Consider the following 19,702-nt stretch of genomic DNA (forward strand, 5'->3'; position numbering starts at 1 on the left):
AAATAAGAAATTTCATCTTTTTTATATATTTGTTAGAAAAATCGATTCAGTTACTGGGAGGTAAAAGTGATACCTGAAATAAAACTCCATCGTTTATTATTCAATAATGCGCTATATATCACATTAATTTAAATATAAATTTCATTAATTATCATTGATATATAGGAATTCATTATTTGTTTATCTTTTAATTAAACGAAATTAGAGTATTATTAATAACCAATCCATTAATATAATTATTAATTATCTAAATAAGAATCAATATCAAAAAAAGAATATTTTAATTAAAAATTAAAATATACAAAAATCAGCCTAATATACACTCTAAAGGCCTTGCAATATTCCTCATTGGCTAACGCTTTAATTTTGCTGAGGCTATCGCCACTTGCCCTAATGCCAATCCACCATCCCCCATCGGGAACTGCCTTGCCGTTAATACCTCAAATTCATTTAAATTATTCATTAATAAATTTCGTAATAATTTATTATGCATCACGCCCCCCGATAGCACGATTGTCTTAATGCCATATTGCTGGGCAGATGTTTTCGCAAGCTGCGCAAACCCATTTGCTAATGCGACATGAAACGCATGGGCGCGTTGTGCTTTAGGCGCTTGATAAGCACACCATTCACGCCAAAATGTCGCTAAGTCAAGGTGTTGACCAACTAATGGCATCGTCACTGGGTGTGTCATAACCTCAGAGTTCATCGCCAGCGCTTCAAGCTGACACGCGGCCTCACCTTCCCAACTCGTTTGTACCGTACAAATACCCAGGGCAGCAGCAACAGCATCAAATAACCGCCCCGCGGAAGACGCCGTTGGGCAGTTGAGCCCGCGTTCGATAGCCTTTTCCAGTCCTTGCCAAGGGAACTCAAGAAGTTGAATTGCATCTGATTGCTGTTGCCAGTTGGGAACAAACTGTAACCAATGAGCCAATAAATTACGCCAAGGTTGCCTTGCCGCCATTTCGCCTCCAGGTAAAGCGACCGCGGGCAACCCACCTAAATATTGGCTGGATGTATAATCTACGAGTAAACATTCCCCACCCCAGAGACGTTGGTCATCACCAAAACCTAACCCATCAAGTGCTAAACCAATCACCTTATCTGTATTTCTTGGCAAACCGTGTTCCACCATAACGGCCGCAATATGGGCGTGATGGTGCTGAACTTGCACAAAGGGAATATCTAACTGTGCAGATAGTTGCTTAGCAAAGCGATGGCTGACATAGTTTGGGTGCATATCCCCAACCAATGCAGTTGGTGTAAAACGGTAAATTGACTCAAACAAATCAATCGAACTTTGGTATTGCTCAAAAATATCTAAGTCGTCCAAATCCCCAAGGTGCTGGCTTAATACCGCGCTTTTATCGCGCAGTAAACAAAACGTATTTTTCAGGTCAGCCCCTAACCCTAATATAGAGGGGGAGTTTTCAAACCCTTCAGGTAAATCTACAGAATCAGGTACATACCCACGAGCACGGCGTAACATTTCAGCCTCGCCTTGGTGATAACGAACTAAAGAATCATCAGCACGTTGCACAATATCGCGGTTATGCGTCAGGTAAAAATCGGCAATATTAGCTAAATCCTTGAACGCATTTTGCTCTGTAAGAACAGGGGGCTTCCCAGATGCATTCCCTGACGTCATGATTAACGGTTTTTTTACTTCCGCCATTAATAAATGCTGTAAGGGATTTGAAGGCAGCATCACCCCTAACTCAGTCAAATGGGGGGCGACAAACTGGCTTAGACCGCTGTTTTTCCACTGCTTGATTAAAACGATCGGCGCTGCGGGGCTTTTTAGCAATGAGGCTAGCCCATCACTCACTCTCACCCCTTGGTTTTTTAACCAATCTAAAGACGGGATCATCACCGCAAATGGTTTTGTTGGGCGATGTTTACGCATGCGTAGCGCTTGCACTGCATGGTCATCCGTTGCGTCGCAAGCAAGATGAAAACCACCTAACCCCTTAATGGCAATAATTTTACCCATGAGTAAATATTGCGATGCCGATATTAGCGCCCCTTCCTTCTCCGCCACCGTCAGCCCGAAAGCATCACTGAGCTTAATTTCAGGTCCACATACAGCACACGCATTGGGCTGCGCATGAAAACGCCTATCCGCGGGGGATTGATATTCCACCAAACACTCAGGACATAACGGGAAATCAGCCATCGCGGTATTTGGGCGATCATAAGGCATATGGCGAATAATCGTAAAGCGCGGCCCGCAATGAGTACAATTGGCAAATGGATAATGAAAACGGCGATTAGTAGGGTCAAAAATCTCTTGCTGACAAGCATCACAAGTTGCCGCATCGGGGATCACTTGCGTATCCATCTTCCCTTCGCCACTACGGCGAATGGTAAATTCATCGGGAAAAACATCCCACTGAAAAGACTGTGATTGAATACTCTCTATATGCGCTAAAGGAGGGCAGTGTTGTTGTAATAATTGGCTAAATTTAGTGATATCTGCATTTGCGAGTAGGCGGATTAATACCCCTTCACCATCATTACAGACATCCCCATACAGCTGCTGCTGATGTGCCAACTGCCAAACATAGGGACGAAAACCCACCCCTTGTACTTTACCTTTAACCCGAAGCTGTATTCCGTTGCTCACTTGCACACCCTCTTATTTCAATAGAAGCTATTTTCCCGCTAACAGCCTCAAAAAACTTCACGTGAGATCAAAAAAAGGTGGGATACACATAAGAAAATATGGGGAATTACATCGCTAAATTCGTTGATTCATTATATTTCCAATAACTCTAATTAATAAAACTTAATAAACTCATTCCTATTAGTTTTTAAATCTAATTTAAATTGCATTATTAAATAAACTCTCTTTCTTAATTAAATAATAAAGTCAGTTTATATAACCGTAGAATTCCAATGTCATTTAACTCACTGTTATTAATAGGTTAAATAAAAAACCTTATAATTAATCCTAAAGAACGATAGTCACATCACCCAAACAAAAGTAAGCTCATTCACATGTTAACAATTTAGCAACATATAGATTTTAATTATAATTATTCAATACCCGTGTAAATTCATTAATAATAAAAAGAGGTACTATTTTGAAAATCAAACCACTGTTTATCTCTCTATCTCTCGCGGCGGCATTATTCGGTTCAAGTTCTTTAGCTAATGCCGATGAAATTATTACCCTTGGAACAAAAGGTGGGCCATCCATATTAAGTGAAGCTCGCTTACCGCAATCGACAGCATTTATTAAAGGGGATAAAACCTATCTTTTTGATGCAGGATACGGCGCAACTTTGCGCTTAGTTCAATCCAAAGCCCCGCTAAAAAATATCGACTCAATTTTTATTACTCACCTGCACAGTGACCACGTTGCCGATTACCCTGCGTTATTATTAAATGCATGGAACAGTGGGCTAAACCACCCTGTTACGGTGTATGGTCCAGTGGGTACAGAGAGCATGACCAAAGGTGTTTGGGACACCTTTAAGCGCGATATTGATTTACGTATTAAAGATGAAGGCAAACCTGATTTACGTAATATGGTCACCGCCAAAGATATTTCTGAAGGTGTCGTTGTTGATAAAGACGGTGTAAAAATCAGTGCGTTGTTTGTGCCCCATCCCCCTTTTAATTCCGATGAAGCCCTGGCCTATAAAATCCAATCAGAGGGGAAAACCGTCGTTATCACGGGTGATATGATTGATAATAAACAAATTACTGAATTTGCCAAAGATGCCGACCTTTTAGTCAGTGAAGTCGTGCTGGTTTCTGGCGTTGAAAACTTAGCAAACCGAATTGGCAATGGCTCGACCCTTGCAAAAGCGATTATTTCCCATCACACCACCGCAGAAGAGGTCGGTAGAATCGCGAAGGAAGCCAATGTAAAACATTTGGTACTCACCCACCTTGTTCCCGCAGATGACCCATCGATTACTGATGAAGTTTGGATCAAGGAGGTTAGAAAGCAATACTCTGGCCCAGTCACCGTAAGTAAAGACTTACAACGGTTTGAATTAAAATAATGTAACCAAAATAGCCACAGGCTACCTTGTGGCTATGATTGGCTCTGATATTAACTCACACAATCGCTGATAAATCCCCTTCTGTTTCTTATATGAAACTAAACAACGCAATAAGCTCGACACACCCCACATTTTGAAACGAATATTTTACATATAGTCAACATTCGATTGACTATTAATCACCCCTACATTTAATCTGGTTTTAAATAATAAACAACGTTTCGTATATGAAACAAAATGTTACTGCGTATTAAGAGGAGAAAAAAATGAGCTGGATTGCTGTGTGCGATGTTTCACAAGTTCAAGAAGAATTTCCCTTTTCAGCCAAAGTTAATAACAACGAAATCGGTATTTTTTTGGTTGAAGACCAATATTACGCTTTAGAAGATGTATGTCCTCACGCTTATGCCCTACTCAGCCAAGGGTTTGTTGAAGATGGAAAAGTTGAGTGTCCCCTACATGAAGCCATCTTTGATATCAAAACAGGAAAATGTCTGCGAGAACCTGGTGGTCGAGATTTAAAAACCTATCAAACTCGCATTCATGAAAACCAAATCGAAATTAGCTTAATTGAGGAGTAAACATGGAACCGATTCAAAATATTAATCCTTACCTCCCGGCAAATAACCAAATTATTCCTGCACGAGAAGGTGGAAAAGGGAGTATTCAAGCACCTGGAAGTGCGCCAAATATTGTCTGGCAAACACGATCGCGACTTCCAGATGAATACGAAACAGCGTTGATCGCCGCATTAGAAAATTTATTTGCATCAGGAACGGAAACTCTCGAAGCCCTCGTTGAAGCTTTAAACCAACAACAATTATTTGACCGGCAAGGTCACGCATGGACATCCAGCAGTTTCCGCGAATTTTTGCTCGTTAATGGATATTAATACTTTGTAATTTATACAAAAATAAAAATAACCTTTGATAATCGGAAGCAAATTATGACAACGAATACACAACCTCAAAACTATCAAGCGTATTTAGATGTGGGGCTACGAGGACAGTGGTACCCCGTATTATCAAGCTGGGAAGTTAGCAGTAATCCCATCGGCATCACTCGCCTTGAAGAGCAAATTGTCTTATGGCGCGATGATAAAGGCCAAATTCATGCCTTAGAAGATAGATGCCCTCACCGCGGTGCACGTTTATCCATGGGCTGGAACCTTGGTGAGCGCATTGCTTGTTGGTACCACGGCGTTGAAGTAGGCGGAGATGGTATTGTCAAGGACGTTCCAGCGGTTAGCCAATGCCCTCTTGAAGGCCAAAAATGCTTAAAAACCTACCCAGTTCAGGAAGTTCACGGTGCGATTTTCCTCTATTTTGCTGTGATTGAAGGGGAAACGCCGCCAGCGCTTGAATTCCCTGAAGAATTAGCCGATAACGAAAACCACAGCCACTTCCTCTGCACTGCATCTTGGAAATGCAACTATCAGTATGCCCTTGAAAACGTGATGGATCCGATGCATGGCACCTATTTACACTCTTCGTCACACTCCATGGCTGAAGGGGATAAACAGTCTGAGATGATCCTTGAAGCCACTCAAACGGGTTTTATTTTTCGTAAGAATGATCAAATTGGTGTCAACTTCGACTGGGTGGAGTTTGCCAGCACAGGTGCAAACTGGCTTCGTTTATCCATCCCATATCAAAAACGTTTTGGACCAGGTGGGCACTTTTGGATCATCGGCATGGTCGTTCCAGAAGATAAAGATCACTGCCGCGTATTCTTCTGGCGAATTCGTAAAGTCAAAGACTGGCAACGCGATCTCTGGCGCTTTATGTACCGTAACCGCTTAGAGGGGCTGCATTGGGATGTGTTAGAGCAAGACCGCATTATTTTAGAAAACCTCGCACCAAATGCACGTAACCATGAGTTTCTCTATCAACACGATGTCGGTTTATCCCGTCTTCGTCGCATCATGCAGCGTGAAGCCAAAAAACAGTTTGAACTGATTTACAGTAAGGAAACTGAAAATGCATAACCTATTGGCGGGAAAACGTATTGTGGTCACTGGCGCAGCAAGGGGGCTGGGTTTTAGCTTTGCCCAAGCCGTCGCAGAACAAGGCGCTAAGGTCATTCTGTGCGACATTCTTGAAGAACGTTTGCAAGAAAGTACCGAAACATTGCGCCGCCAAGGGTTTGATGCACAAAGTTACTGTATCGATCTTGCTGATCCCGCCTCTATTCGCCGAGCCTTTGAACACATCTCCCAACAAGGTGCCATTGATGGGTTGATCAACAATGCGGCTCTTGCGACTGGCGTGGGGGGGAAAGCCTTAGATGAATACGATCTTGAGCTTTGGGATCGCGTCATGACTGTAAATGTCAAAGGAACATGGCTGGTAACAAAAGCGGCGTTACCGCTATTAAAGCAAAGCCAACATGGAAAAATCGTCAATATTGCGTCTGATACTGCCCTTTGGGGGGCGCCAAGGCTAATGGCCTATGTCGCCAGTAAAGGGGCAATTATCAGTATGACTCGCTCAATGGCCCGTGAGTTAGGCCAACACCGCATTTGCGTTAATGCGATCGCGCCAGGGCTGACAAAAGTTGAAGCCACTGAATATGTCCCTGAAGAACGCCACCAGCTTTATGAAAATGGTCGCGCCTTACAAGGGGAGCAATTACCTGAAGATGTCACTGGTACTGCATTGTACTTGCTTTCTGATATGGCTAATTTTGTGACGGGGCAGCTCATCCCCGTCAACGGCGGCTTTGTATTTAACTAATTGATGACCGCGTGGGCGGCGAGGTTAAGGCATTGAATTCAACATGTAAGTACTTGATACCTGGTCTGGAAAAAGGATTGCAACTTCTTCTCTTGCTCGCACAGCAGCACCGCGAGCTCACGTTTGCCGAAATCCTACGCTTAGTCGATATGCCTAAAGCCACGGCTTATCGCGCGATACAAACCTTGGTACATTTGGATTTCCTTGTCCAACACCCGAGAACAGGGGCATTTTCACTTGGTCGCAAAGTACTTAGCCTTGGTCTCGGTTATATCGCCTCTCTTGATTTAACCCAATTAGGCCAACCGATTATTGAACATTTGCGAGACCGAAGCCAGTGCAATAGCCATCTTGTAATTCGCGATGGCCGAGACATTATTTACATCGCTCGCGTCAGCGGTGCGGAATCAAAAATTAACCATGTCAGCGTCGGCACACGCTTATTAGCTCATCGAACATCTTTAGGGCGAATGCTATTAAGCGGGCTTTCTTCTACAGAATTTGATGCTCTTTACCCTGATGAAGAGCTACCTGATAACGCGGGCAGCAAACACGAATTCTGGAACATGATCCAAGCTGACAAACTGCGGGGTTATGTTATCGGTGAATCATTTTATCGCCGTGGCATCTCCTCCATTGTTTATCCTGTTTACAACCAAGACAATGGGGTCGAAGCGGCAATCAGTATCATGGTTCCCATGGACAGCATCCCTGTGCAGGAGCGCCAATATTTGCAAAATGAAGTGCGCAGTGCAGCACAAAAGCTAACTGAATTTATTGGCGGCATCATCCCAGCCAAAGTGATTTAGCGTTAGCGAAAAACTTACCCATTTTTCGGTTTATTGCCATAAGCCTCGGCTTTCCTTTGCCCAAAAAACGTATCAGGCAATAACACCAACCTACAGAGGATTAAGCTATGTCAGTGATTGGAATAGAAAAATTAGAATTTGGCGTTGAAGACCTTAAAGCCTGCCAAAAATTTTTACATGACTTTGGCTTACATGTTTCTAACAATAATCCAAACGTGTTTACCACTCTATCAGGCGCCGAGCTGGCATTATTCCCCCTTGATGATGCTTCCCTTCCTGCACCTTTTGAAACGGGATCAACCTTAAGGCGCATTACATGGGGCGTTGAGAACCTCACTAACCTAAATCAACTTATTGATAATATTCAGGAATGTGATGGATTTGAGCGAACATCTTCTGGCGCACAATGCCGCGATCCTAATGGCATGACTGTCGCTTTTTGCCTTTCACAACAAAAAGACGTCCAACTCGACGTCACAGGTATCAATCAATGGGGAGACATTCGCCGCATTGATGAACCTAGCCCAATTTATGAAAAAGCTACACCTATTAACGTGGGTCATGTTGTTTTCTTTGTTGATAACCTCCTTGAAACAGAAGCATTTTATTGCCAAAAGCTAGGTTTCCAAGTTTCGGATCGCTACATCGATCGCGCCGTTTTCCTACGCGCTCAAATTAATGGCTGCCACCATAATTTGTTCTTACTCAAGTTACCGCATCGCGGCAGTGGCTTGAACCACGTTGCCTTTACTGTTCGGGATATTCACGAGGTGATTGGTGGGGGCTTAGCTATGAACCGCCATCATTGGAGTACCTTTATTGGTCCAGGTCGCCACCCGATTTCGTCCGCTTATTTTTGGTACGTCAATAGCCCAACGGGCGGCGCATTCGAATACTACACCAACGACGACTACCTCACGGAAAAATGGCAGCCAAGGGAACTGGAACACTCACTGGTTTCATTTACCGAATGGGCGGTTGAAGGTGGCTTAGATTATGAAACACGCCGCCAAGTTAAACCCGCCAAGGAGTCATAAGATGAGCACTCTAATTCAAGGCGGTATTGTCATTATTGGCGGTGGCCAAGCTGGTGGCTGGGCTGCAAAAACGCTCAGAGAACAAGGCTATCAAGGCACTATTTCGGTGATCAGTGATGAAAACCACGATTTTTACGAACGTCCTCCACTGTCAAAAGCAGTTCTCACGCAAGAAGACGCTGTTTTATCGCGTTTATTTAGTGAAGATGATACCCGAGCATTGAACCTGCAGTGGTTTCGACCCATTCGAGCCGAGCGAATTGATGCGCAAGCTAAGTGTGTTTATCTCAATGATGGGCGGTTAGTTAGCTTTGATAAACTGCTTATTGCAACAGGTGGCCGTCCTCGTTATCTATCAAAAGCATGGCAACAACACCCTAACGTATTTGCCCTACGCTCATGGGATGATGCCCAAGCACTACGCTCCAGCCTCTTATCCGCAAAAAAAATTGCCATCATTGGCGGTGGATGGATTGGCTTAGAAGTCGCAGCTTCTGCACGGGAAATGGGTCTTGATGTGACGATTTTTGAACGCCAAAACCGTCTGTGTGAGCGCAGTGTTCCGCAAAGTGTCTCCGACGCATTAGCGCAGCGCCATCATGAGGCTGGCGTACAGGTCATTACAGATTGTGGCGATATTCAATTGGTTGATGACAACGACGCTTTACAAATCGGTTGTCAAAAATACCCAACTCAGTCCTTTGACCTTGCCGTTATGGGGATTGGTGTTGAGCTCAACCTTGAGCTCGCAAAAGATGCGGGGTTAACGGTCACACATGGCATCGTGATCGACGCTCAAGGGCAAACCTCCCACCCTGACATCTACGCCGCGGGGGACGTTGCATGCCACCCAACACTTTCTTTATGTTTGCAATCTTGGGCTTATGCGCAAAACCAAGCCATCACCACAGCAAAAGCGATGCTTAACCCGCAATCCGTAGGGTTTAATGAACCCGCTTGGCTTTGGTCTGATCAATACCAAGACAACATACAAATTTTAGGAGTCCCGAGCACACAGACTCTGCAACACATCCAACGCCACAGCGAAAATTCAGAGGTTCACTTTGCATTAAATGAAGCTAACGAATTGGTTCAAATGGTGGCGTTTAATGATGCTCGCGCGATCAAACTGGGTAAACGTTGGTTGCAAAGCCAGCGTAAATTGGTTCCCTCAGAGCTTGCCGACCCCACATTTTCACTAATGTCACTTAAATAGTGCCAGCGAGGAAAAAACATGGCAAATCAAAGTATCACGATACCCGCCAATGAAAATGCACAAAGTACGCAGGATACACCAGAAAAAGTGAACTGGCTGATCCCAATCGGCCTATTTTCCTGCGTTTTACTGGCATTTTTCGACAAAATTAGCATCGCTGCACTGTTTTCAGACGAAAAGTTCCAACAAGCGCTGGGGATCGATTTTGATCCCACTCGTTTAGGCTTATTGATGAGCGCTTTCTTATTCGCGTATGGCGTTTCATCCATGTTACTGAGTGGGATTGGTGACCGCTTTCACCCCACAAAAATGTTGTTATTTATGATCAGCAGTTGGTGCTTCTTAATGATCTTTATGGGATTTACCCACCATTATGGCACCATGGTTTTCCTACGCGTATTACTCGGCATAGCCGAAGGGCCATTGTTAGCCATCGCCTATGCCATTATCCGCCGCACCTTCCCGCCCAAAATGCAGGCTCGAGCCACGATGCTCTGGTTGCTGGGCACTCCGCTAGGTGCAGCACTAGGTTTCCCTATTTCGTTGTATCTATTAAATAATTTTGGCTGGCAAAGTACCTTCTTCGTCATGGCAGCCTTTACCGTGCCCGTGTGGTGGTTGGTGGTCTTCGGAATTCGCCACCCAAATTTGGTCAATCGGAGTGCTCAGTTAAAAACAGCATCAGGGGAAAAACGACCTGAAGAACAAATTGCAGAAATGAAAGCTCATAAAAAACGCCTATTTCAAAATAGCCATTTTTGGATTATCTGCATATTCAACATTGCGTTTTTAGTCTATCTCTGGGGCATGAATGGCTGGTTACCAAGCTACTTAATTAAAGGGAAATCCATTCACTTGGAACACGCAGGGATCCTCTCTTCCCTCCCATTCATTGCCATGCTGTTTGGTGAAGCAATTGGCGCGTGGCTTTCTGACCGCTACGACCGCAGAGCCTTAGTGTGTTTTATCTCGTTGTTGGGTGCCGTGCTTGGTTTGGCGGGCGTGCTGTTCCTCACTGAGACCTACAGCATCATTTTAATGATGGCATTCAGCATGTTTATGTGGGGAGCTGGTGCTCCTAACATTTTCGCATTACTCGCTAAAGCAACACAAAAACAAGTCAGTGCCCTTGCTGGTGGGATATTCAATGGCCTTGGAAACCTTGCTGGCGCTGCCGCACCGCTATTAATGGGTGTGTTGATTACCGTTACCCACACTATGGATAGTGGGCTGTTATTTATCGTCATTATTGGTTTAGTGGGTAGCTTGTTATTGCTCCCCTTACTGAAAAAATACTAAACACTGCCTTTTTAGGAGATAACGCCATGTCACAACCTCAAATCAAACCACAAGGGATCCCAATGGCACAGTGGATTGAATCCCGAGTAGCCCGCCTTGAAGGGCGCAAATACGATTGGAACGCATTGAAATTCCAAGCCGATTACGACCCGAAATATCGCCGCGCACAAATGCGTTATATCGGCACTGGCGCAACAGGAGTCGCAAGCGATGTAAATACTGTTCCTGCAGAAAACTTCACCTTTTCCACCATGGTCTTACCCGCTAAGTGTGAAGGGCCACTGCACTTGCACCCTGACGTTGAAGAAGTTTTTTTCATGCTAAAAGGCACCATCACGCTGTTTATCAAAGACGGTGATGAAGAATATGAAACGGTATTAAAAGAACGTGATTTGATTTCTGTCCCTGCGGGAATTTACCGCGGCTTATTCAATCACGGGGAAGAGGAGGCCTTAATGTGTGTGATGATTGGGACACAAAAACCCGCTATCCCAACATACCCAGAAGACCACCCACTATCAAAAGTGAAACGCGGATAACAGGAGTAATCAGTGATGAATCTGCCAATTGAAAATTTACCCGAGTTACAGCTTGCCAACTTTGGTCAATATCGCCTTAATTGGCGGGAGGCAGGCCAAGGTGAGCCAGTGATCCTCCTCCATGGTATCAGTTCAGGATCGGCCTCATGGATTTCTCAACTGACGGCGTCATCACTGACTCATCACTATCATCTCTATTGTTGGGATGCCCCTGGCTATATGAATAGCCTTGAATTGGCGACAAAAACACCTGTAGCGCTGGATTACGCCGATGCGTTAGAAGCCTTTCTTGATGGACTGGATTTACAGCAAGTGACCCTCGTTGGCCACTCGCTGGGGGCTTTAATGGCCTGTGCTTTTGCCTCTTTGCATCCTCAGCGCGTCAATGGCTTATTTCTCGCTAACCCCGCACAAGGTTATGGAACAAAAAGCCTTGAAGAACGCAACCGCGTGTATGACCAAAGGCACGATATTGTGTTTAGCTCAGGCATCGAGGCTTATGCACAAAACCGCGCGGCAGCCTTACTTTCACCCACTGCTTCACAAGAAAAAATCGAGTGGGTGCAGCAAAATATGAGAAAACTCAACCCACCAGGTTTTTTATCCGCCGCTTGGATGCTGGCTCATGACGATATCAGCCTGTATTTAAAGGCCTATACTGGTGCGCTCGAAATGCTAGTTGGTGAAGAGGACACCATCACTCCGCCTTCGCAAGTCAGCCGATTAGCGCAGCAGAAGCAGTGTCCGCTGTTTTATGTTCCACAAGCGGGTCATGCGAGCTACCTTGACCAACCCGCTGAATTTAACCAGCTCCTAACTCACTTTCTATCGGCCGCTTTGCAAAGGAAAAACGCATGAATTTACAATTAGATAACCGAGTGGCTGTCGTGACTGGCGGAAGCTCTGGCATTGGCTTTGCGACCGTCAAATTATTACTCGACGAAGGGTGCAAAGTGGCCTTTTGTGGTCGAAATAAAGATAAATTACAGGCTGCAACAACAAAATTAATGGCCTTATACCCACAAGGAAATTTTACCGCTGTAATCTGCGATGTATTAGATAAAACCCAAACAGAGGCCTTTGCTGAACAAGTTCGCCAGCAATATGGGCACGTTGATTTACTGATTAACAACGCAGGTCAAGGTTATGTCGCCAGCTTTTCAGATACCCCTGAAGAAGCTTGGCTACATGAAGCCCAACTGAAATTATTTGGGGTGATAAACCCAGTGAATGCATTCTTACCACTCTTAGAACAGTCCAATATCGCATCAATTACCTGCGTGAATTCATTGCTAGCATTGCAACCTGAGCCACACATGGTCGCAACCTCCGCTGCAAGAGCCGCATTATTAAACATGACACTGAATTTATCTAAGACATTGTTACCTAAAGGTATCCGTGTCAATTCCATCTTACTTGGCATGGTGGAATCAGACCAATGGCGACGCCGTTTCGAAAATCGCAGCGATACTGACCTCACATGGGAACAATGGATAGGCAACATCGCCAAAAACCGCGGCATTCCCATGCAGCGCTTGGGTAAACCTGAAGAACCTGCTCGTGCACTGGTTTTCTTAGCATCCCCGATGGCGTCGTTTACCTCAGGTGCCGCTTTGGATGTCTCTGGTGGCTTTGCCCATCAAATTTAAAGGATTGAAATATGAAAACGTTAATGCTAATTGGCTATGGCGCGATGGCAGAAGAGGTGATTACTCGCTTACCTCGTGGAATAACGCTGCGCTGGATTGTGGCACGCGCGCATCACCACGAAGCTATTCTTAAGCGCTTTCATGGGGAGGTCACCCCGATTGAGGATATCAACCAAGTTAATGAAAAACCCTCTCTTGTGTTGGAATGTGCCAGCCATCAAGCCGTTAAACAGTATGCCCCCCTCGTTTTACAAAAGGGCTGGCGACTAGCAATTATTTCAACGGGTGCACTCGCTGACACCACAACGGCACAACATTTAACCGCGTTAGCCAAACAACATCATGGGCAATTAATTCCGCTAACCGGAGCCATTGCAGGGCTTGATGGGCTGCGTGCAGCGAAAGAGGCCAATATTACGCAGGTAACTTATCAATCACGCAAAAGCCCAGCGAGTTGGCGTAATGGCCCCGCCGAACAATTTATCGACTTATCCCAAGTAACTGAAGCGACTGTATTTTTTACGGGTAGTGCTCGGGAGGCCGCACTTAACTTCCCAGCGAATGCCAATGTTGCTGCAACCGTTGCCCTTTACGGAATCGGTATGGATGACACACAAGTACAGTTAATTGTTGACCCAAACACGAGAAAAAATACCCATCGCATTGAAGTACAAGGTGATTTTGGGCAATTTTGCATCGAACTCAATGGCAACCCACTTCCCTCTAACCCTAAAACATCCATGTTGTCAGCACTGAGTGCGGTGGCGATTTGCCGCCATGTTGCTGAACAGGATGCCATTTGACGGAGTACATCATGAATAAAATGGATATTTTTGTCGGCGGAAAATGGCAATTGGGCCGTGGCAAAGAGATGCAATCGCGTTTTCCTGGCGACAACCATATTGTCGCAACCCTAAATAGCGCTAGCCTTGAAGATGTCGAGGATGCGGTTGTAGCCGCAGAAGCCGCATGGCGAGAGCCTTCATGGCGAAATATGCCCGCCCACCAGCGTGCGGCTATTTTATATAAAGTCAGCACCTTAATTGACGAACAGCGCGAAGAATTAACCCACTTACAAACATTAGATAACGGGAAACCCTGGGCTGAAGCCCGTGGCCTTGTGATAAGTGCAGCGGCTACCGCACGTTATTTTGCTGCGGTTTGTGAAGTGTTGGGTGGAGAGCTTCCCCCTCGCCGCCAGACGGATATCATGACAATAAGTACTTACCAACCTATTGGCGTTATTGCAGCGATCACGCCGTGGAACTCACCGATTGCCAGTGATATGCAAAAAATTGCCCCTGCAATTGCCGCAGGAAACGCCGTTATTTTGAAACCTGCGGAGGCAACGCCACTAATTTCGTTAAAACTCGCTGAAATCTTTGAGCAAGCGGGCTTACCTAGCGGCTTGTTAAGCGTACTGCCTGGAAAAGGCTCAATTATCGGGGATGCCCTCGTACGCCACCCTTTAGTACGAAAAATATCCTTCACAGGGGGCACCAATACAGGGCGACAACTGGCGCATATTGCGGCAGATAAACTGATCACCACCTCGTTAGAATTAGGCGGAAAATCCCCGACGATCGTGTTATCCGATGCCGACCTTGACCTTGCTGCTCACGGTGTTTGCTACGGCATTTTTAGTTCGATGGGGCAAGCGTGCATTGCAGGTTCACGTTTATTTGTCGCCCGTGATATCTACGATAAATTTATGGAAAAACTCACCGTATTAACCCAAAACCTAATTATCGGTGACCCTCGCCAAGAACGCGTACACATTGGCCCATTAATTTCCCCTGCTCACCGCGATAGCGTTCAGGCGTACGTTGATCTGGCCATTCAAGAAGGTGGAGAAATTCGTCTTGGCGGGAAAATCCCTTCAGACCCAGCCCTGCAATCGGGGAACTATTATTGCCCCACCATTATTGAAGGCTTAAATAACCAAACACGTGTTTGCCAAGAAGAAATCTTTGGCCCTGTTTTGGTTGTTATCCCCTTTGATAACGAAGATGAACTCATTCAAGAAGCCAATGACTCCGTGTATGGCCTCGCGGCAGGGATTTGGACGCGTGATTATACCCGCGCCTTTAAACTTGCTGATGCTCTTGAAACAGGCACCGTTTGGATCAACACCTACAAAGTTTTTTCTATTTCAACCCCATTTGGTGGCTTCAAGGAAAGTGGTCTTGGTCGCGAAAAAGGTATCGAAAGCCTCAAGGCCTATATGCAACAAAAAAGTCTGTTTCTGGCACTTAACCCACAACCAAACCGTTGGTGTGAATAACCAATCCGTTAAAGGATTATTCAAGCATTTAGGAGAATATAATGTCTGACATGATTACGGTTGGCGAAGCCGTCGCCAGAACATTAGAGCAATACCAAGTCACCACGGTTTACGGTGTCATTTCGATTCATAATTTACCCATTGCTGATGCAATTGGCCGCCGCGGGATCATCGACTTTACCCCAAGCCGTGGCGAAGCGGGCGCGGTGACAATGGCTGATGCCCATAGCCGTTTTCGCGGGTTAGGTGTGGCATTAACCAGTACAGGAGCGGGCGCAGGGAATGCCGTTGGTTCAATGATTGAAGCGATGAATGCGTGTTCACCGATGATCCATATTACGGGTCAGGTGGAAAAAGCCTATTTAGATATGGATGCAGGGTTTATCCATGAAACCCCAGATCAACTCAGCTTCCTGCGAGCAAGTTCCAAGCAAGCTTTTCGCGTACACAGTGCAGAGCAAGCGATCTCCGTCTTACACAAAGCTATCCAAGTCGCTCAAACTGTGCCTTACGGCCCCGTATCTATTGAAATCCCAATCGATATTCAAAGTGCTCAAGTGCCTATTTCCGTATTAAGCCCCCCCGTTGTTCCCTCGGTATTGCCTGCATGCAACGCATCTCACGTCGACACTATTTGGGAGAAACTTCAACAAGCCAAACAGCCATTATTGTGGATTGGCGCAGGGGCATTACAAGCCACTGATGCCGTAAAACGTTTAGCAAATCAAGGTATTGCCGTGATTAGTAGTACCCACGGACGCGGGATTCTGCCCGATGACCACCCTTTTAGCTTACGCGCCTTTCATAATGCAGATTCCATCGATGCCTTAATGCGCAGCTGTGATTTGTCCTTAGTAGTTGGTTCCCGTTTGCGCAGCAATGAAACCAAAACATGGTCATTGCCCTTACCGCGCCCGCTGATCCAACTTGATATTGACCCTCAAGCTGCCAATCGAAATTATATTGCTGATATCAATATTACTGGCGATGCTAAAGCCTTACTGGAAGCACTGGCAGACAAAATGGAGCTCGCCAAGCGCCCTGTTTCTGATTCTTGGAAAAAACAGGTACAAGACGCCGTTCAGCAAGCTGAGCAACAACTACGTGAACAATGCGGTGCTTATAGTGGCCTCAGTGATGCTGTCGAACAAGTTCTACCAAAAGACGGTATTTTTGTGCGCGATATTACGGTCTCAGGGAGCTTATGGGGCAGTCGGTTATTAAAAGCCACTGAGCCAATGCACAATATTCACTCCCTTGCTGGCGCAATTGGCTTGGGTCTCGCAATGTCGATTGGCAGCGCAAAAGCCAACCCAGACACCTCGGTTATTGGCCTTGTCGGTGATGGCGGTTTGATGTTAGGGATTGGCGAACTGGCCACCATGGCACAAGAACAACTTCCTATCGTATTGATTATTATGAATGATAATGGATATGGCGTGATGCGAGGCATTCAGGAAAAATATTTCTCAGGTAGGCAATATTACAATGAATTACTGACGCCTTCATTCAATCAATTAGCTCAATCTATGGGTATTACTGCATTTACCATCGACAAAGCCACTGATTTTAAACCCACTCTCCAGCAAGCTATTGATTTAAAAAAACCTGTCGTGGTCGAGGTTCTCATGGATAAAATCGGCAAAATGAATTTCTCAGGCCCACCACAGAAAAAGTTGTTTTAATTGATTTAGACCCAACCAGAGCAGCTAAAGGCTGCTCTTTTTGTTTGTATGCCAACCCATCAGATACAAAAAAGCCACTTACTAAGAAGTGGCTTAATGCGCTGATTTAACAGCTAAAATTTGGTGGCCCCTACTGGACTTGAACCAGTGACCAATCGATTATGAGTCGACTGCTCTAACCAACTGAGCTAAGGGGCCAAAGTGGGATGGATTATACGTGCAGTTTTATCGTAGGTCTAGTATTTCAAAACCGTATGGCGAAATTGTGTGCAAAACCGTTATCACACTTATATTTCAACGTAATAGCATTCCCCAAACATATCAATCGCACCATGATATTCCTTTTTTTTGCGCCACTGCTAATTTTTATTAAACTGGCTTTTATATATTTTATTTATATTTAGCACTGTTTTATATCAAATTCACTCTATAAATGGCCACATAAAGGCAATCAATTTTATTAAACATCCTTTATTCAATTAATTGATATAGAACAATAATTTTATACCTTAGATCTCTCAATATGATTCATAGATAATTCGCATATAGGACAAAAATGATGAAAAAAGTACGTGCAGTTCAATATGGTTGCGGAAAAATGGGCAAATTTTTAATCCGTTACTTGCAAGAGCATGGCGCTGAAGTTGTCGCGGCTTTTGATATCAACGATGCGGTCATTGGCAAAGATATCGGCGAAATTGCAGGTACTAAGCCGACAGGTGTAAAAGTTCAGCCTCTCCATGAAGCAGATGAGACCCTTGAAACCTTAAAACCTGATGTCGGAATTATTGCAACCCTCAGTACCATGGCTGACTTAGAAGACGCATTCTCATTGTTCGCTCGTCACGGCGTTAACGCAATCTCTACGGGTGAAGAAGCGCTTTATCCTTGGAATTCATCCCCAGAGATCACTCAAAAACTTGATGCATTAGCTAAAGCAAATAATTGTACTTTAGCGGGAAGCGGCTATCCAGATATGTATTGGGGTGTGTTGATTGATACACTGGCAGGATCAATGCACAAACTGGTGAAAATAAAAGGTTCTAGCTGTTATAACGTAGAAGATTACGGGATAGCATTAGCAGTCGGCCACGGTGCAGGGCTCACCGTCGATGAATTTAACCAACAAATTGGTAATTACAATGACTTGCCTTATGACGTCATTTCCCAAAAAATTGAGAGTGGAGAATATGCACCACCTTACATGTGGACACAAAATGGCTGGCTATGCAGTCGCCTTGGTTTAACCATCATCAGCCAAACACAGCGCTGCGTTCCACAAATCGCACAAGCCGATATTTATTCTGACACACTGAAAATGACGGTGAAAAAAGGTGATGTCCTTGGATTATCCGCAGTTGTCATCACACAAACGGCCGAAGGTGTGACCCTCGAAACTGAATGTATTGGTAAAATTTTAACTGCTGATGAGTGTGACAAAAATAGCTGGCAATTAATCGGTGAACCAGATACTGCCATCGAGGTGAATAACCCAGCAACGGTTGAGCTAACCTGTGCGAATTTGGTTAACCGTATCCCAGCGCTGATTAATAGTCCCGCGGGCTATACCACCACGGAAAAAATGCCAAATAATGTCTATATGACTAAACCGATGCATGAATACTTATAGTTAAACGGTAAAGCCCACTTCGACATGTACGAATGAAGTGGGCTTTTTACTCACAAGCGACTTAGCGCGGTTTTACCATCTGCCATTCTAAATGGTGTTTAATGGCAGGCCATTCAGATGCAATAATGCTGTAAACACAGCTATCACGCAGTTCACCCGTTTTGGTTCTCATATGACTACGCAAAATACCATCCAGTTTTGCGCCTAGACGCTCAATGGCTTTACGGCTCTGATGATTTAAAAAATGAGTGCGAAACTCCACCGCAACGCACCCTAACTCTTCAAAGGCATGCTTTAACAATAAGTATTTAGCCTCTGTATTAATTGCAGTGCGCTGAACCTCAACACCGTACCACGTTGCTCCCAGTTCAACCCGTTGCACGGCATTATCCACTTTATTATACGACGTGATGCCAACAGGTTTCCCCGTGCGTTTGTCGATAACCACAAATGGCAAACACTCTTTCTGTGCAAAACGTACAAGACGGCTTTCAACATCTTGAGGGAAATTATCAGGATCGGGAACTAAGGCATACCATAAATTATGCAGCCCATCACGACGGATAATCGCCGCAAGTTCTGCATCATATTGATGAGATAAAGGCTCAAGGCGAACACATTCACCTTCTAAAGTAATAGCTTGGCAAATCTCTTTCATCATGGTTTCCCTATGTGGCTTTTTTGCGATGTGTTTCTACTTTTTTAATCTTTTTATATGACATAAAAATAAAAGGACGTCACTTAACTGTGTTGACTTAGCAATTTAACCTAAAACATATGATAAAAATCACAAAATTTTA

Annotated in this window: 18 protein-coding genes and 1 tRNA gene; 16 read left to right on the forward strand and 3 right to left on the reverse strand. The window is 44.8% G+C overall.

The annotated features are described in order from the left end of the window. Positions 1–352 precede the first annotated feature (352 nt). Complete coding sequence (gene hypF / locus M1F05_RS17185) at positions 353–2,629, reverse strand: carbamoyltransferase HypF (RefSeq protein WP_206083629.1); 2,277 nt, start codon at positions 2,627–2,629, stop codon at positions 353–355. A 460-nt stretch (positions 2,630–3,089) separates the two neighbouring features. Between hypF and M1F05_RS17190 the strand changes: the two genes are divergently transcribed. The 15 genes from M1F05_RS17190 to M1F05_RS17260 all read left to right on the forward strand — a co-directional run bounded on the left by M1F05_RS17190 (position 3,090) and on the right by M1F05_RS17260 (position 17,272). Continuing rightward, positions 3,090–4,019, forward strand: coding sequence for an MBL fold metallo-hydrolase (locus tag M1F05_RS17190; RefSeq protein WP_206083627.1), 930 nt, complete (start codon positions 3,090–3,092; stop codon positions 4,017–4,019). A gap of 266 nt (positions 4,020–4,285) precedes the next feature. Then, a complete protein-coding gene (locus tag M1F05_RS17195; RefSeq protein ID WP_206083626.1) occupies positions 4,286–4,600 on the forward strand; it encodes a non-heme iron oxygenase ferredoxin subunit in 315 nt (104 codons plus the stop codon). Between the two features lie 2 nt (positions 4,601–4,602). Next, positions 4,603–4,911 (forward strand): recombinase-like helix-turn-helix domain-containing protein, encoded by a 309-nt coding sequence (locus tag M1F05_RS17200; protein WP_206083625.1) that lies wholly within the window; start codon positions 4,603–4,605, stop codon positions 4,909–4,911. 54 nt (positions 4,912–4,965) lie between these two features. After that, entirely contained in the window at positions 4,966–6,006 is a 1,041-nt protein-coding gene (locus M1F05_RS17205; RefSeq protein WP_206083624.1) for an aromatic ring-hydroxylating oxygenase subunit alpha, read from the forward strand. Continuing rightward, positions 5,999–6,754, forward strand: a complete 756-nt coding sequence (locus tag M1F05_RS17210; RefSeq protein WP_206083623.1) for an SDR family oxidoreductase — start codon at positions 5,999–6,001, stop codon at positions 6,752–6,754. Before M1F05_RS17205 ends, M1F05_RS17210 begins: the two co-directional genes overlap by 8 nt. Before the next feature lie 32 nt (positions 6,755–6,786). Further along, on the forward strand, positions 6,787–7,563 hold the full coding sequence (locus M1F05_RS17215) for an IclR family transcriptional regulator (protein ID WP_206083622.1): 777 nt from the start codon (positions 6,787–6,789) through the stop codon (positions 7,561–7,563). Between the two features lie 107 nt (positions 7,564–7,670). After that, a complete protein-coding gene (locus tag M1F05_RS17220) occupies positions 7,671–8,600 on the forward strand; it encodes a VOC family protein (protein ID WP_206083621.1) in 930 nt (309 codons plus the stop codon). 1 nt (position 8,601) lies between these two features. Beyond that, the gene (locus tag M1F05_RS17225; RefSeq protein WP_206083620.1) at positions 8,602–9,816 is read left to right on the forward strand and encodes an NAD(P)/FAD-dependent oxidoreductase; all 1,215 of its coding nucleotides are present in this window, start codon (positions 8,602–8,604) and stop codon (positions 9,814–9,816) included. A gap of 18 nt (positions 9,817–9,834) precedes the next feature. Beyond that, positions 9,835–11,115, forward strand: coding sequence for an MFS transporter (locus M1F05_RS17230; RefSeq protein ID WP_206083619.1), 1,281 nt, complete (start codon positions 9,835–9,837; stop codon positions 11,113–11,115). Positions 11,116–11,141: 26 nt separating this feature from the next. After that, on the forward strand, positions 11,142–11,654 hold the full coding sequence (locus tag M1F05_RS17235; protein ID WP_206083618.1) for a cupin domain-containing protein: 513 nt from the start codon (positions 11,142–11,144) through the stop codon (positions 11,652–11,654). Between the two features lie 15 nt (positions 11,655–11,669). Next, positions 11,670–12,512 (forward strand): alpha/beta fold hydrolase, encoded by an 843-nt coding sequence (locus M1F05_RS17240; RefSeq protein ID WP_206083616.1) that lies wholly within the window; start codon positions 11,670–11,672, stop codon positions 12,510–12,512. Further along, positions 12,509–13,303, forward strand: coding sequence for an SDR family oxidoreductase (locus tag M1F05_RS17245; protein ID WP_206083614.1), 795 nt, complete (start codon positions 12,509–12,511; stop codon positions 13,301–13,303). Before M1F05_RS17240 ends, M1F05_RS17245 begins: the two co-directional genes overlap by 4 nt. A gap of 11 nt (positions 13,304–13,314) precedes the next feature. Continuing rightward, positions 13,315–14,106 carry an aspartate dehydrogenase gene (locus M1F05_RS17250; RefSeq protein ID WP_206083613.1) on the forward strand — a complete coding sequence of 264 codons (792 nt, stop codon included), beginning with the start codon at positions 13,315–13,317 and terminating at the stop codon, positions 14,104–14,106. Between the two features lie 11 nt (positions 14,107–14,117). Continuing rightward, entirely contained in the window at positions 14,118–15,587 is a 1,470-nt protein-coding gene (locus M1F05_RS17255; RefSeq protein ID WP_206083612.1) for an aldehyde dehydrogenase, read from the forward strand. A gap of 41 nt (positions 15,588–15,628) precedes the next feature. Beyond that, positions 15,629–17,272 (forward strand): thiamine pyrophosphate-binding protein, encoded by a 1,644-nt coding sequence (locus tag M1F05_RS17260; protein WP_206083611.1) that lies wholly within the window; start codon positions 15,629–15,631, stop codon positions 17,270–17,272. Between the two features lie 121 nt (positions 17,273–17,393). Here M1F05_RS17260 and M1F05_RS17265 read toward each other — a convergent pair. Continuing rightward, positions 17,394–17,470: transfer RNA gene (locus tag M1F05_RS17265), tRNA-Ile, on the reverse strand. Positions 17,471–17,828: 358 nt separating this feature from the next. Here M1F05_RS17265 and M1F05_RS17270 point away from each other — a divergent pair. Then, the gene (locus M1F05_RS17270) at positions 17,829–18,902 is read left to right on the forward strand and encodes a dihydrodipicolinate reductase (protein ID WP_206083610.1); all 1,074 of its coding nucleotides are present in this window, start codon (positions 17,829–17,831) and stop codon (positions 18,900–18,902) included. Positions 18,903–18,963: 61 nt separating this feature from the next. Here M1F05_RS17270 and M1F05_RS17275 read toward each other — a convergent pair whose 3' ends face one another. Beyond that, the gene (locus tag M1F05_RS17275) at positions 18,964–19,560 is read right to left on the reverse strand and encodes a GNAT family N-acetyltransferase (protein WP_206083803.1); all 597 of its coding nucleotides are present in this window, start codon (positions 19,558–19,560) and stop codon (positions 18,964–18,966) included. Between the last annotated feature and the right edge of the window lie 142 nt (positions 19,561–19,702).

Origin of the sequence: Providencia sp. PROV252, from assembly GCF_033676005.1 — a bacterium.
GTDB classification, from domain to species: Bacteria; Pseudomonadota; Gammaproteobacteria; order Enterobacterales; family Enterobacteriaceae; genus Providencia; species Providencia vermicola.